Source organism: Filimonas zeae, assembly GCF_014641615.1.
Taxonomy (GTDB): Bacteria; Bacteroidota; Bacteroidia; order Chitinophagales; family Chitinophagaceae; genus Filimonas; species Filimonas zeae.
In genome coordinates this window covers 406,764-420,139 of record NZ_BMIB01000005.1, presented here as the reverse complement: position 1 = coordinate 420,139, position 13,376 = coordinate 406,764, and the positions used below count along the sequence as shown (strand labels likewise).

Annotated in this window: 13 protein-coding genes; 4 read left to right on the top strand and 9 right to left on the bottom strand. The window is 48.2% G+C overall.

Translation table 11 applies throughout. The features are described from left to right. Position 1: 1 nt before the first annotated feature. A complete protein-coding gene (locus IEY13_RS25355; protein ID WP_188957663.1) occupies positions 2-1,465 on the top strand; it encodes a murein hydrolase activator EnvC family protein in 1,464 nt (487 codons plus the stop codon). Between the two features lies 1 nt (position 1,466). Here IEY13_RS25355 and bshA read toward each other — a convergent pair whose 3' ends face one another. The 3 genes from bshA to IEY13_RS25340 all read right to left on the bottom strand — a co-directional run bounded on the left by bshA (position 1,467) and on the right by IEY13_RS25340 (position 4,234). Then, on the bottom strand, positions 1,467-2,603 hold the full coding sequence (gene bshA, locus IEY13_RS25350) for an N-acetyl-alpha-D-glucosaminyl L-malate synthase BshA (protein ID WP_188957660.1): 1,137 nt from the start codon (positions 2,601-2,603) through the stop codon (positions 1,467-1,469). Between the two features lie 138 nt (positions 2,604-2,741). Continuing rightward, entirely contained in the window at positions 2,742-3,449 is a 708-nt protein-coding gene (locus tag IEY13_RS25345; RefSeq protein ID WP_229688012.1) for an SAM-dependent methyltransferase, read from the bottom strand. Positions 3,450-3,460: 11 nt separating this feature from the next. After that, positions 3,461-4,234 carry an EI24 domain-containing protein gene (locus IEY13_RS25340; RefSeq protein ID WP_188957658.1) on the bottom strand — a complete coding sequence of 258 codons (774 nt, stop codon included), beginning with the start codon at positions 4,232-4,234 and terminating at the stop codon, positions 3,461-3,463. A 35-nt stretch (positions 4,235-4,269) separates the two neighbouring features. On the opposite strand from IEY13_RS25340, the gene IEY13_RS25335 reads away from it, so the two are divergent. Beyond that, positions 4,270-4,932 (top strand): DNA-3-methyladenine glycosylase, encoded by a 663-nt coding sequence (locus IEY13_RS25335; RefSeq protein ID WP_229688011.1) that lies wholly within the window; start codon positions 4,270-4,272, stop codon positions 4,930-4,932. Between the two features lies 1 nt (position 4,933). Here the strand turns inward: IEY13_RS25335 and IEY13_RS25330 are convergent, their stop codons facing one another. After that, complete coding sequence (locus IEY13_RS25330) at positions 4,934-5,953, bottom strand: PorP/SprF family type IX secretion system membrane protein (RefSeq protein WP_188957656.1); 1,020 nt, start codon at positions 5,951-5,953, stop codon at positions 4,934-4,936. A gap of 88 nt (positions 5,954-6,041) precedes the next feature. Then, entirely contained in the window at positions 6,042-6,695 is a 654-nt protein-coding gene (upp, locus tag IEY13_RS25325; protein ID WP_188957654.1) for a uracil phosphoribosyltransferase, read from the bottom strand. Positions 6,696-6,730: 35 nt separating this feature from the next. On the opposite strand from upp, the gene IEY13_RS25320 reads away from it, so the two are divergent. Continuing rightward, entirely contained in the window at positions 6,731-7,828 is a 1,098-nt protein-coding gene (locus IEY13_RS25320) for an anhydro-N-acetylmuramic acid kinase (protein WP_188957652.1), read from the top strand. On the opposite strand, the gene ade is transcribed toward IEY13_RS25320, so the two are convergent. After that, positions 7,825-9,462: an adenine deaminase gene (ade, locus tag IEY13_RS25315; RefSeq protein WP_188957650.1), complete on the bottom strand. Its 1,638-nt coding sequence runs from the start codon at positions 9,460-9,462 to the stop codon at positions 7,825-7,827. The genes IEY13_RS25320 and ade overlap by 4 nt on opposite strands. Positions 9,463-9,835: 373 nt before the next feature. On the opposite strand from ade, the gene IEY13_RS25310 reads away from it, so the two are divergent. Further along, complete coding sequence (locus tag IEY13_RS25310) at positions 9,836-10,366, top strand: hypothetical protein (protein WP_188957648.1); 531 nt, start codon at positions 9,836-9,838, stop codon at positions 10,364-10,366. Between the two features lie 421 nt (positions 10,367-10,787). Here the strand turns inward: IEY13_RS25310 and trmD are convergent, their stop codons facing one another. The 3 genes from trmD to IEY13_RS25295 are packed head-to-tail and all read right to left on the bottom strand — an operon-like array spanning position 10,788 to position 13,365. Further along, the gene (gene trmD, locus IEY13_RS25305) at positions 10,788-11,474 is read right to left on the bottom strand and encodes a tRNA (guanosine(37)-N1)-methyltransferase TrmD (protein ID WP_188957646.1); all 687 of its coding nucleotides are present in this window, start codon (positions 11,472-11,474) and stop codon (positions 10,788-10,790) included. A 53-nt stretch (positions 11,475-11,527) separates the two neighbouring features. Further along, complete coding sequence (locus tag IEY13_RS25300; RefSeq protein WP_188957643.1) at positions 11,528-11,938, bottom strand: RNA-binding S4 domain-containing protein; 411 nt, start codon at positions 11,936-11,938, stop codon at positions 11,528-11,530. A 56-nt stretch (positions 11,939-11,994) separates the two neighbouring features. Next, positions 11,995-13,365 (bottom strand): dipeptidase, encoded by a 1,371-nt coding sequence (locus IEY13_RS25295; protein WP_188957641.1) that lies wholly within the window; start codon positions 13,363-13,365, stop codon positions 11,995-11,997. Positions 13,366-13,376: the final 11 nt, after the last annotated feature.

Below are 13,376 nucleotides of genomic sequence, written 5' to 3'. Positions count from 1 at the left end.
CATGATGACAAAGAAGCTGTTTTTTTCCCTTATTGCGCTACTGGTAGCCTTTTCAGGTATTGCCCAGCAGACACGAGAAGAGATCCAGAAAAAACAGCAGGATCTGCAACAGGAACTGGCGGAGCTGAATAAAACCTACGATGAAATCAAGAAGAACAAGAAGCAGTCTATTGGTCAGCTCGCATTGGTTCAGCGTAAAATCCGCGCCCGGGAAGAACTGGTTTCTACACTCAACAAAGATCTGAGGCGTATTGATGACGATATTTATCTCACCACGCTGGAGATGAACCGCATGCGCCGTGAGCTGGATACGCTGAAGCAGAACTATGCACAAAGCCTGGTGTTTGCTTACAAAAACCGCAGTAACTACGACTATCTCAACTTTATCTTTTCCGCCACCAGTTTTAACGATGCTATGAAGCGGGTTGCTTACCTGAGAAGCTACCGCCAGTATCGTACCACCCAGGTAGATAACATTGTAAAAACCCAGCAGGTACTGGGGGAGAAAGCCAACTTTCTTACCAACAGCAAAACGGATAAGAATAAAGCGCTGAAAGAGCATGGCCAGCAACTGGTGGTGCTGGAAGATGACAAGAAAGAGAAGGATAAAGTGGTAGAGGTGCTGAAAGGTCAGGAATCAGATATTGCTTCTCAGATCAAAGCACATCAGCAGGCTCGTGAAAAACTGAACAAGGCATTACAGATAGCTATCCGCCGCGAGCGGGAAGAGCGCATAAGACAGGAAAAAGAGCGTTTAGCCAGAGAGAAAGAAGCGCGTGACAGAGCCGCAGCAGAAGAAGAACGCAAACGTAAAATAGCCGCAGCAGCTGAGAAAGCAGCGGCAGACAAAGCAGCCGCAGAAAGGGCTGCGCAGAATAAACCAGCCACGCCAACTACTCCGGCTACGGCTGCTCCGGATAAAACAACAACGGTACAGCAACCTCCTAAAACTACTCCCAGGCCTACAGAAACGGTTACAGGTATGGTGGGCACCAGCGGTGGCGTTTCCAACAGAGATTACAACGTATTTGAATCTACGCCTGAAGGCTTAACCATGTCGCTGAACTTCGAAAGCAATAGGGGAAGATTACCATGGCCGGTAGATAAGGGTTTCGTTTCTATCCATTTCGGGCCTTATACTATTCCGGGTACCAACCTGCGCGGTGTAAGCGATGGTATTACTATCTCCACACCCAAAGGCATTAGCGTTAAGTCGGTGGCCGATGGAGAAGTATCTACGGTAGCTGATATGGGCGGAACACAGGCGGTAATTATTATTCACGGTAAGTATTTCACTACCTATAGCAACCTTTCGTCTGCCAATGTAAGCAGAGGTGATAAAGTAAAGGCAGGCACTTTACTGGGTAAAGCCGCAGAAGGAGATGATGGAGAGGGCCAGATTACTTTTATGGTATCGAACGATAAAACTAATCTGAACCCTGAAGTGTGGCTGAAAAAACGCTAGTTTAAAAGCACGGCTCCATCCGGCAGAAACGGCTGTACAGCTTTTCATACCGCGGAATAATATTGTGAATATCGAAACGGCAGGCCTGCTCGTAGGCCTGTTCTTTAAAACGGTTCAGTTTCTCGTCATCCGTAAGCAGTTCTACTACTTTCTCACTCATGGCCGCTACATCACCTACTTTGGTAAGATAACCGGTTACCCCATCAATATTTACCTCTGGTAAGCCACCTGCGTTAGAGCTTATTACCGGCATGCGGGCTGCCATAGCTTCCAGCGCAGCCAAACCAAAGCTTTCATAATCTGAGGGCAGCACAAATATATCAGATACGGCCATAATCTCTTCCATCTGCTCCTGTTTGCCTAAAAAGCGTACGTGCTCGTCTACCCCCAGTTCTCTTACCAGTTCTTCTGCCATAGGGCGTTCCGGGCCATCCCCTACCATCAGCAGTTTAGCGGGTACTTTAGCCAGCGCCTGTGCAAATACCCTTACTACATCCTGTACGCGCTTTACTTTTCTGAAGTTAGAGGCGTGTACCAGTATCTTTTCATCGTTAGGGGCTATCACCTTGCGGAACGCTTCAATAGGCTTTTTATTGAACCTTTTTACGTCCACAAAGTTGTGAATCACATCTATCTCTTTGGTAATAGGGAAGGAGCGGTAAGTCTCTTCCCTCAGGTTCTGCGATACTGCAGTAATAGCGTCACTTTCATTAATAGAGAAGGTAACTACCGGCTCGTAGGTTTTATCTTTTCCTACCAGGGTAATATCGGTACCGTGTAAAGTGGTTATGAAAGGGATATCTCTGCCTTGTTTGGCCAGTATCTGCTTGGCCATATAAGCCGCAGAGGCGTGGGGTATAGCGTAATGCACATGCAGCAGATCCAGATCGTGGTTACGGATTACATCTACCATGGTACTGGCGAGTGCCAGCTCATACGGTGGGTAATCGAACAGCGGGTAAGTGGGTACCCGTACTTCATGGTAATAAATGTTGGTATTAAAAACGTTTAACCGAACGGGCTGCTGGTAAGTAATAAAATGTACTGAATGTCCTTTATCTGCCAATGCCTTTCCTAACTCTGTAGCCAAAACACCACTACCCCCAAAGGTGGGGTAGCATACAATTCCTATACGCATGCACAATGGTTTAAGTAAGCAAAGTAACAATCATTTCTTCAATTGGTTGTTGCGGTTTAGGGAATAGTTGGCCAGTTAGGCGAATACGCCTTTAAGTAGTTAAAGTTTTGATAATGTGTGTGTTGTATTCGTTGAGAATCAGGCGTGTAATAAAAAGATAACAGGCTTTTTATGTACGTCGGGTACCTGCTGTTTCCATTCTTTAATAGTGCGTGTGCGTATGTTTTCGGTAGATGCAGTAATATCGGCGGCAATGCACAGGCGTGTTTCGGGGCGGCAGGTTTGCAGTATGTCACCAACCAGCTGGTTATTCCGGTAGGGCGTTTCTATAAATAATTGGGTGCAGTTTTGCTTTTGTGAGTCTGCTTCCAGCTCTCTGATGGCCTTTTTGCGGTCAACACCGTCTATAGGCAGATAGCCGTGAAAGCGAAAGCCCTGCCCGTTCATACCGCTGGCCATAAGGGCCAGTAAAATAGAACTGGGGCCTACCAGCGGTTTTACTACTGCACCTGCTTTCTGGGCGGCGGCTACCAGTATCTGGCCGGGATCTGCCACGCCGGGGCAGCCGGCTTCGCTGATAATACCGATGTTTTTACCTTGTTGCAGTTGTTGTACAAAAGCGTTGGTAACCGCTTCTTCGGCTTTGTGAATGGCAAACCAGCTGTAGTTATCAATCACCATTTCCCGCCACAGTTTCTTAAAGAAGCGACGTGCTGTTTTTTCGTTCTCTGCAAAAAAGGAATCACACTGTTTTATAGCGTCCAGTATGTAAGAGGGCAGTACCTGTAAGGCCTGCTCTTCTTCATGTAAAACGGTTGGTATCAGATATACAACGCCCAGGCTCATATTGCACAAATTTATTTAGGTATTCCGTTCTTTTCCCGCACACGGCGCATGCTGAAGGTGGCAGCTATAATAGCATAGGCCGGCGCCAGCACCCAGCCCACAAAAGGAACCAGGTGCATGAGAAAGAATACAATACCATTGCCCACTGCCAGGCCTCTGTTATGATTAATAAAGTAATTACTGCTGGCGGTGCCTTTGCGCTTACGGGCAAAGCTGTAATCCATCATAGAAAAGCCGTAATAAAAGCACTCGTTGGTAACACCCAGCACAGGTGTAATCCAGCCGGCAATAGGTATAAGCGATAAAATTACCAGCAGCACACTGTAAAAGGTTTGCAGGGCGGCGTTGCGTAATGCCACTTTAATACCCCTGGTAATATCTGCCTTTACTTCAGAAAACTGAAAACGCAGTTCCTGCCCTTCCAGTATGGCTTCTGTTTTTTCGCTCAGGTAGGCAAATACGGGTGAGCCTATAATGAGAATAACGTATTTAAACAAAGAGAAGTACAGCATCATCTGCATCAACCAGAAGAACAAACCCGATAGTGCAAACAGAAAACCGAGTAAACCACTCTGGCGGCGCTCCACCCATCTTACCAGCCCGGTTTTCGTGTTCAGCCAGTCAATAAAGCTGCTGGCCGTTCCCCCAAAAAAGTACATGCTTACCATAAACAGTATGGCGTAAACAATACCGGGTATCAAAATCCATTTCCATAGCTTGTGTTTCTGAATAAAAAAATGGGCCTGGCTATAGGATTGGATGGCTATTATTATCTCTTTTAACACCTGGGGGATTTATTTTGCGGTTAAATTTAGGTGAATTGACACGTAAATGGAACCATATTAGTGATTCTGAACAAGTTTTTGCTAACTGGCAAAAACTGCACCAGTCCTTCTATCTGCGGGCAGATGTTGTAACCGTTGCGCGTGAACTGCTCGGAAAGATACTGGTTACTTCGTTTGATGGCGTTATTACTGCCGGAAGAATTGTAGAAACCGAAGCTTACGAGGGCGTGGGCGACAGAGCCTCCCATGCCTTTAGCGGGCGGCGTACCCAACGTACAGAAATTATGTATGCCACGGGGGGTACTGCTTACGTGTATCTCTGTTACGGGTTGCACCAGATGTTTAACGTAGTTACCAACCAGAAAGATATTCCGCATGCTATTCTCATACGCGCACTGGAGCCACTGGTGGGGATAGATGAAATGCTACGCAGAACCGGTAAAGCCCAACAGGATTATACCCTTACCCGGGGCCCGGGCAACGTGGCAAAGGCACTGGGTATTTCCGTAGTACACACAGGAGCCTTGCTGGCGCAACAGGAAAGCAACCTGTATATTGCCGATGATGGGTTTACTTACAAAGAAGAAGAAGTGCTTGCTACACCCCGTATTGGGGTGGATTACGCAGGCGAACATGCGCTATGGCCTTACCGTTTTATAGTAAAGGGCAATAAGTATGTAAGCGCTAAAAAGAAATAAACTAAAACTTAGGACAAGGAAGGTTTCTGGTATCGGGCGATTTATTAATGTAAATGAGAGATACTTCAATACCGCCTTTGCTGCCGGAAGCGGTTTTCAACTGCGAGGTATTTACGTCATACGTAACTCCCAAACGCATTGAATTAAACTCCAGGCCCAGGTAAGGAATCAGGGCATCGCCAAAGCGGGTCCATACACCGGTATACAAGCTGATGGGGTTGTAATCAATATCGCCGGTCATAAACTGCACCGCACCACCCGCAACGGTTTCGCGTGCTTTTGCCTGCGAACTGCTGAGCAGGCTCAGATGTAAAACGGCTCTATCGCTAAGCGGGGTGTAACCACCTGCGTGGAAGGTAACACGCGGGTTCAGCAGGTATATCAGTTCATTAGGGCCGGGATTGAAACTTTGTTTGGGGCGGTTAATATGATACACACTAAAGCCCGCGTAAAAGTTATTTCTGTCAGTAGTGCTGCCGGTGTATAACAGGCCCGCATTTACATCCCAGTAATTATTCTTCAATGTACTGCCACCAAAGGCTTCTGAGGTAGCGCCGGTAAAGCCGGAGCTGGTCAGCTGATCTTCAAACTTCAGCGCGCCGGTGTTAATCATCATATTGCTGTAAGTGGCCTGAAAGCCCAGCCCTATCTGATGAAATCCTTCTTCGTCCAGTCCTTTATGGTAAGCGGTGCTAAGGGTAAAATAGTTGAATTTAACAGCACCTGCGGCACTCTTATCTGTAAACGCCATGGCGCCTACGCCCCAGGTATCATTTTCAGGAATGCGCCCACGCAGAATAGGAAAGTCTACAGAGCCCGTAGCGGTCTGGTAGGCCTGATTAATAGAAGGCCATTGATTGCGGTAATTACCGGCCACACGCACGTTGCCATCAAACTTGCCGGTGAAAGCAGGGTTGAGCGTTAAGGGCGATGCAAAGAATTGGGAAAAGTGCGGATCCTGTGCAGAAACACCGCTATTCATTCCCCAAATTGTTGCTAATAGTAGAACATACTTTCTCATCAGTTGGGATTGCGCGTTAAATGTAAGATAATCCCCCCGTGATTACTGTTGCTTCACCGATAAAATATATAAAAGGTAATGTGTGCGATCAGGATTGCGTTTTACTGCCAAAAGCAAGATCGCCAGCGTCCCCTAAACCAGGTACAATGTAACCTTTTGCAGTTATTTCATCGTCAATATCGCCACACCAGATTTTGATGTCGTCGCCTGACTGACGCTTTACCAGCTCAATACCCGAAGTACAGGCAATGGCACAAACCACATGTATTTCAGACGGAGTACCCTCGGCTTTTAAACCGGCAATAGATTTTACCAGGGAAGAGCCGGTGGCCAGCATAGGATCGCTGATGATAACAATACGGCCGTCCAGTGAGGGGCAGCTCATATAATCCAGACTTATTTCAAAACTGCCATCGCGGTGGTGTTTGCGGTAGGCGGAGATAAAGCCGTTGTCTGCCTTATCCAGGTAGTTGAGCATACCCTGATGCAGCGGCAGGCCTGCACGCAGAATGGTAATCAGCACCGGCTGCTCTGCCAGTAACTTGCTGTTGTGGGTGCCCAGCGGGGTTTGCACCTCTGTTTCTACCCAGGGCAACTCCTTGCTTATCTCGTAAGCGGCCACCTCGCCAATACGCTCCAGATTGCGGCGAAAACGCATACGGTCGTTTTGTACGTCTACATTTCTGAGTTCGCTTACCCAGTTGCTTACCAGGCTGTGTTGATCGCTTAAGTTGATTACCATGGCGCAAAAGTAAAAATTTTTACTTTTGCGCCATTATGATATACAGGGTAATCGGTTTAATGAGCGGATCGTCGCTGGACGGACTGGATGTAGTGTTTGCAGAGCTTGACGAAAGCAGGGGCAAATGGACCTATACAATTAAGGCAGCACACTGCTACGCCTACAGTGAGGAATGGGCAAACCGCCTGCGCACGGCCGATCAGCTGAATGCCCGTGATTACCTGTTGTTACACAGCGGGTTCGGTCGTTTTTCCGGCGAAAAGGTGAATGAGTTTATTGAAACCTACAGCCTGCACCATCAGGTACAACTGATTGCCAGTCACGGCCATACCGTATTTCATGCCCCGGAGCAGAAAATGACTGCCCAACTGGGCGATGGCGCCACCATTGCAGCCGTTACCGGTATTAATGTAGTGAGCGATTTACGCGCGCTGGACGTGGCCCTGGGCGGACAGGGAGCACCTATTGTGCCTTTGGGCGAAAAACTGCTGCTGGGTGATAACAGCTGGTTTTTAAACATTGGTGGTATTGCCAATATCTCTTTAAACAGCCCTTCAGGTTATATTGCCTACGATGTTTGCCCGGCCAACCGTGTGCTGAACATGCTGGCTGCACAGGAGGGCAAAGCCTACGACGATAACGGCGCATTGGCCGCAGGTGGCGCGGTAGATACCGGTTTACTTACGCAACTCAATGCCCTGCCTTATTATCAGCAGAGCTACCCCAAATCGCTCGCCAACAGCTTTGGCACCGATACGGTTTACCCGCTGGTACAGGCAGCGCAGGCAACTACTCAAAATGCTTTACGTACCTATACCGAACATATTGCGCAGCAGGTGGCCTATGCAGTAAATGCACTACAGCCCAAAGCAGCAGGCGCGGGCCACCAGATGCTGGTAACCGGCGGAGGCGCACTCAATGGTTTTCTGGTAAAAAGAATACAGGAGGCAGTACAACCTTTCGGCATTACCGTTACGGTGGCTGATGAACAACTGATTAACTATAAAGAAGCGCTGATTATGGCGCTGCTGGGCATACTGCGCTGGCGCGAAGAAAATACCGTGCTCAACAGCGTTACAGGCGCTGTTCGCAGCAGTATTGGCGGTGCAGTATGGATTGGTCAGGAGTTTTAAGCCGTAAACGAAAAACTATCTCCATCAAACAGGCCCAGGTCGCTCAGTTTCAGGTGCGGAATTACCAGTAATGCCATAAAGCTCAGCGTCATAAACGGTGAACCTAATGTGGCTCCGGCGGCTTTGGCCTGTTTATCAATACGGGTGTAATCATCCGCTACCTTATATCCATCTTCTGCACTCATAAGGCCCGCAACCGGCAGGGCTATTATCTGCGCTGCTTCACCCGGTACCACACAGCTTACGCCACCTTCGGCTTCAATCACCAGATTAATAGCCTGTGCAAGGCTGGCATCATCTGCCCCTACCGCAATAATGTTATGGCTGTCGTGCGCTACGCTGGATGCGATAGCACCCTTTTGTAATCCAAAGTTCTTTACCCAGGCAATGGCTACAGGTGCGGGGTTGTAGCGGTTCACCACTACTATTTTTAAAATGTCACGGGCAGTATTGCTTACTATCAGGTTATTCTGTACCAGTGGCTCATAAACACCTTTGTTGGTAATCAGCTGACCATCCAGCGCTTCCATTACCTGTATAGTGGGCTGGCCGGTAAAAGGCACTGCCAGTACCGCAGCATCAATAGCTGTGCAGTTAAACTGATTAATGGGTTGTACCGTTTGGCTGTTGAGCAGGCTTTTGCCTTTGTCGGCTACCAGCACGCCATCTATATAAGTTTGTTTTACCTCAAAATGTGTAAGGTCTTTTACTATAATCAAATCTGCTGCATCTCCCTCGCGCAATAATCCCATGCCCAGTTTGTAATGCAATACGGGGTTTACACAGGCGGCCTGCAGTACGTTGAAAAGCGGAATGCCCTTAGCCACCGCACGGGCGCAGAGCTGGTTAATGTGACCAGCTACCAGACTATCCGGATGTTTATCATCGCTACAGAACATGATGTTATCTGCATGATCGTTTAACAGGCTTACCAGTGCTTCAAAGTTTTTAGCAGCGCTGCCTTCTCTTATCAGAATTTTCATACCGTATTGCAGCTTATCCAGCGCTTCTGCTGCGGTAAAACATTCATGATCGGTAGATATGCCGGCGGCAATGTATTCCCGCGCCTGATCGCCGCGGAGGCCCGGTGCGTGGCCATCTACGGGTTTACCGGCTGCGTGTGCAGCGGCTATTTTATGTATTACTTCCGGGTCTTTGTTCAGCACACCCGGAAAGTTCATCATTTCGCTCAGGTATTTAATCTCCTCCATGGCCAGCAGCCCGGTTACGGCCTGCGTATCCAGCGTAGCGCCTGCGGTTTCAAAGGTGGTGGCAGGTACGCAGCTGGGCGCACCAAAGTTGAATTTGAAGGGCGTTTGTTTGCCATTGTTTATCATAAAATGCACGCCTTCTATACCACACACATTGGCTATTTCGTGCGGGTCGCTTACCGTGGCAATGGTACCATGCACCACCGCTAAACGCGCAAACTCTGAGGGCACCAGCATGCTGCTTTCAATATGTACGTGACTATCTACAAAGCCGGGCAACAGGTAAGGCAGTGAGAGGGTAGAGGTAGTTGCCGGCAGTGGTGTAATGGCCGTTATTCTTCCTTCCGAAACGGTGATTTCTGCCGGGTAAACACTCTTTTTCCAAACGTCTGCCAGTTGGCCTGCTATAGTAAAAGTGGACATATGTATTAAGTTTAAGCTGAGAAGGGAATAAAAGTACAGTTTTCCGGCTGCATAAAGGTTACGCCGTGGTAGCTAATGACTTGCTGCGTATCAGTAAATGGCTGGCAACAAAGTAAACGGGCAGCGGGTAAGTAGTATATGGCAGCAGGCTGGCTTTAGGCAGCACCTGTTTTTAATAGGGTAAGGAGCCAAGTAGTGCGTACACTGCGCGCGCCGGCGACCAGAATTAATCAACGCCAGGTACGGGGGACGTTGTAGTAAGGCAAGTGCCTGGGTTCGCTTCCCCTCCGGTGTGCGTTCGGTATTAAAGCGTTCAGATTTTAAGGTGGTTTGTGCCGTATTTGAGGTAACTTGTAATAGTAATTCGTACGCTATGGCCATATTTACAGGCGAACCTCCTTTTGTGGGAACCCGTGGGGGCATTACCATTTACCGGTGCGGCGGGCAATGGCGCGTGCGCCGCTGTAACCGTTTATGCACAAAGCGTGTAAAAACCTCGGCTGAATTTGCGGGGTTACGCCGGTACGCACACTGGCTGGCAATTGCTGCTCCGCTTGCCGCGGAGGTATACCGTACCTTACCTGACTGCCGTAAACGCAGCCATTACCAACGCCTGGCCGGTAAGGCAATTCAATATGTAAAGGATGGGAAAAGCAGTGAAGACGTAATGCTATTACTGCTGGATGAGGCGGCCGTTATTGGCCGTGAGCTACAGCCGGAAAAGGCTGTGTGCTCCTATAAGCCAACGCCTGGTGAAGTTCTGGTAAACCTGTATAGGGCTGTTCAACGCCCATCTGCAACACGTCGCCGCATGCGGAAAGCTCACAGGTTGAGGCAGGTACGTAGCCAAATAAATAAAAGCCCCACGATGAATAAGGGCTTTCCTTACATCAGGGTACCCTGATGATAATAGTATTTAAAGGGATGGGTAGTACAAAACGGTTTTCAGAAATTGGATTTTGTGCAGATCATTACCAGTTAGCAAACGGACGGAAAACTGAGGCCTTGCGAAGATGATTGCGATGGTACAAAAATCCTGTCAGATCGGGGTCCAAACAGGATTTTTGTACGTCAAAGCAAATTTCTTCTCTTCGACAGCTTCTGAAGTCTCTTACCTTTCAGAAGCCAAAACATACTCGAAAAGGTTTCTCTGATATTGGATTGGAAAACGGGGATAGATTCTTGCGAACCTGTACCAAAAGTAATATTGTCAATTGTAAGTGTAACAGTTATTCAGGCTTAGAAATAACCGTATCGGACATAAAATGCCCGGTTGGGGCATAAATGTTTAAACCGCAAACAGGTATTTTATGTGGTAAAACCCTTTATAAGTCGCTGTCGGTCAGTAAGTCAGGGCGCCTTTCTTTGGTGCGTATAATAGACTGCTCGTATCGCCAATCGTCTATTTTCTTAGGATCGCCCGATAACAGAATCTCCGGTATTTTCATACCCATAAATTCAGCCGGTCTGGTATATACCGGTGGGGCTAATAAGTTATCCTGAAAGGAGTCAAAAAGGGCAGAGGTTTCATCGTTTAATACACCTGGTAATATGCGGCCTATGGCGTCTATCACTACGGCAGCAGCCAGCTCGCCGCCGCTGAGTACAAAGTCGCCAATGCTTATTTCCAGTGTAACATATTTGTCGCGAATGCGCTGATCAATGCCTTTGTAATGGCCGCAGATAATCAGCAGGCGGTCTTTTAGTGAAAGCCCGTTGGCTGTTCTCTGGTTAAAGGTGCCGCCGTCGGGTGTCATATAAATAATTTCATCATAGGCGCCATCCTTCTGTAGTTCTTCAATGGCATTAGCCAGCGGTTCACACATCATTACCATGCCTGCGCCGCCGCCATACTGGTAGTCATCTATCTGACCATGCTGGTTGATGGCCCATTTTCTCAGTGGGTGTACCTGCACTTCCAGCAGGCCTTTTTCCTGTGCACGTTTCATTATACTGTGAGAAAGGGGACTATCCAGCAACTCGGGCAAAACACTAATAATGTCAATCTTCATGCGGCAAAGATAATTAAACGGCCTGTTGAGGCAGCAAGCCGTTTGGTAGGTAGTTATTCAGCTGCTTCCGTATCGTCATCCATAAACCCATCCAGATCGCGGCGCTCCTTTTTGGTAGGGCGGCCAATCTTGCTGAGGCGTTTACCGGTATGAAAGGAGGTGCTTTCGCGTTTTACCTCAATCTCTTCCGGTGGCGTAAGGTCGGTATAGTTGAGAATGGCCTCTGTATAAGGCACGCGGTGGTCCAGCAGGCCCGTTACTTTAATAATCCATTTACGGGCTTCGGTGCGCATTTCATATTCATCACCTATATGCACCGTGCGCGAAGGTTTTACGGCGCTGCCCTGTAGTTTTACCCGGCCTTTTTCGCATGCTTCGGCAGCCAGACTGCGGGTTTTATAAATGCGGATGGACCACAGGTATTTATCTATGCGTAGTTTTTCTTTGGATGCTGCGGTACTCATAAAACAACGTTTAAAGCATCGTAGCAGGCTGCTGCCCGCTACGATGTATGTATCTTTTACTTCTTCATTTCCGCATAATACTGATGGAAATAAGGAATGGTTTCTATGCCTTTATAGAAGTTGGCAATATCAAATTTCTCGTTAGGGCTGTGCAGGTTATCACTGTCCAGTCCAAAGCCGAGGAACACGGTTTTGCAGTTGAGAATACTCTCAAACAGCGCCGTAATAGGAATACTGCCGCCGCCACGAACCGGAATAGGTGCTTTACCAAAAGTAGTTTCAATGGCTTTGGATGCTGCCCGGTACTCATCAGACTGCACCGGTGTCATATACGGATCGCCACCGTGATGCGGCGTTGCTTTTACTTCCACGTAAGCAGGCGCACTCTTCAGTATATGATCAATTACCACCTGCGTCATTTTCTCGCTACCCTGGTTAGGTACCAGGCGGCAGCTGATTTTGGCAAATGCTTTAGAAGGCAGTACGGTTTTAGCACCTTCGCCGGTGTAACCACCCCAGATACCGTTTACCTCCAGGGTAGGACGGATGCCGGTGCGCTCATTGGTGGTAAAGCCTTTTTCGCCCCACAGCTCCTGTACGCCCAGGTCTTTCTTGTACTCCGCTTCATCATACGGCGCTTTGCCCAGTTCTGCACGCTCAGCGGCAGACACTTCCAGTACATCGTCGTAAAAACCGGGTATGGTTATGTGATTATTCTCATCGTGCAGGCTGGCTATCATCTTTGCCAGAATGGTGATAGGGTTGGCTACAGCACCGCCGTATACACCACTGTGTAAATCGCGGTTAGGGCCGGTTACCTCCACCTCAATATAGGTTAAGCCACGCACGCCTACATCAATGCTGGGGTTTTCCAGACTTAACATGGCGGTATCGCTTATCAGTATTACATCTGCTTTCAGCAGTTCTTTGTGCGCTTCTACAAAGTCCTGCAGATTACGGCTGCCTATTTCTTCTTCACCCTCAATCAGAAACTTAATGTTTACAGGCAGGCTGTTGGTCTGCGTCATGGTTTCAAACGCTTTCACGTGCATGTAAAACTGGCCTTTATCGTCACAGGCGCCGCGTGCATACACTTTACCATCTTTAATTACCGGCTCAAACGGGCCGCTGTGCCACAGTTCCAGCGGATCTGGCGGCTGCACATCGTAGTGGCCGTATACCAGTACGGTAGGTTTGGAAGGATCTAACAGCTTTTCGCCATACACTACCGGGTGACCGGGAGTAGAATAAATTTCCACTGTATCAGCTCCTGCTTCCAGTAAACGTTGTTTAACGGCTTCGGCACAGCTGATCATATCATTCTTATGCTCACTTCTGGCACTTACGCTGGGAATGCGCAACAATTCGAGCAGTTCGTTTAAAAACCTGTCTTTATGCTGTTGCTGGTAATCTTTCCACGCTTGCATATATGTAAATG

What these genes read in the sequence shown, in the direction of transcription:
- IEY13_RS25355 (WP_188957663.1), top strand. Translation starts at nt 2, where the DNA reads ATGATGACAAAGAAGCTGTTTTTTTCCCTTATTGCGCTACTGGTAGCC.
- bshA (WP_188957660.1), bottom strand. Translation starts at nt 2,603, where the DNA reads ATGCGTATAGGAATTGTATGCTACCCCACCTTTGGGGGTAGTGGTGTT.
- IEY13_RS25345 (WP_229688012.1), bottom strand. Translation starts at nt 3,449, where the DNA reads ATGAGCCTGGGCGTTGTATATCTGATACCAACCGTTTTACATGAAGAA.
- IEY13_RS25330 (WP_188957656.1), bottom strand. Translation starts at nt 5,953, where the DNA reads ATGAGAAAGTATGTTCTACTATTAGCAACAATTTGGGGAATGAATAGC.
- upp (WP_188957654.1), bottom strand. Translation starts at nt 6,695, where the DNA reads ATGGTAATCAACTTAAGCGATCAACACAGCCTGGTAAGCAACTGGGTA.
- IEY13_RS25320 (WP_188957652.1), top strand. Translation starts at nt 6,731, where the DNA reads ATGATATACAGGGTAATCGGTTTAATGAGCGGATCGTCGCTGGACGGA.
- ade (WP_188957650.1), bottom strand. Translation starts at nt 9,462, where the DNA reads ATGTCCACTTTTACTATAGCAGGCCAACTGGCAGACGTTTGGAAAAAG.
- IEY13_RS25310 (WP_188957648.1), top strand. Translation starts at nt 9,836, where the DNA reads ATGGCCATATTTACAGGCGAACCTCCTTTTGTGGGAACCCGTGGGGGC.
- trmD (WP_188957646.1), bottom strand. Translation starts at nt 11,474, where the DNA reads ATGAAGATTGACATTATTAGTGTTTTGCCCGAGTTGCTGGATAGTCCC.
- IEY13_RS25300 (WP_188957643.1), bottom strand. Translation starts at nt 11,938, where the DNA reads ATGAGTACCGCAGCATCCAAAGAAAAACTACGCATAGATAAATACCTG.
- IEY13_RS25295 (WP_188957641.1), bottom strand. Translation starts at nt 13,365, where the DNA reads ATGCAAGCGTGGAAAGATTACCAGCAACAGCATAAAGACAGGTTTTTA.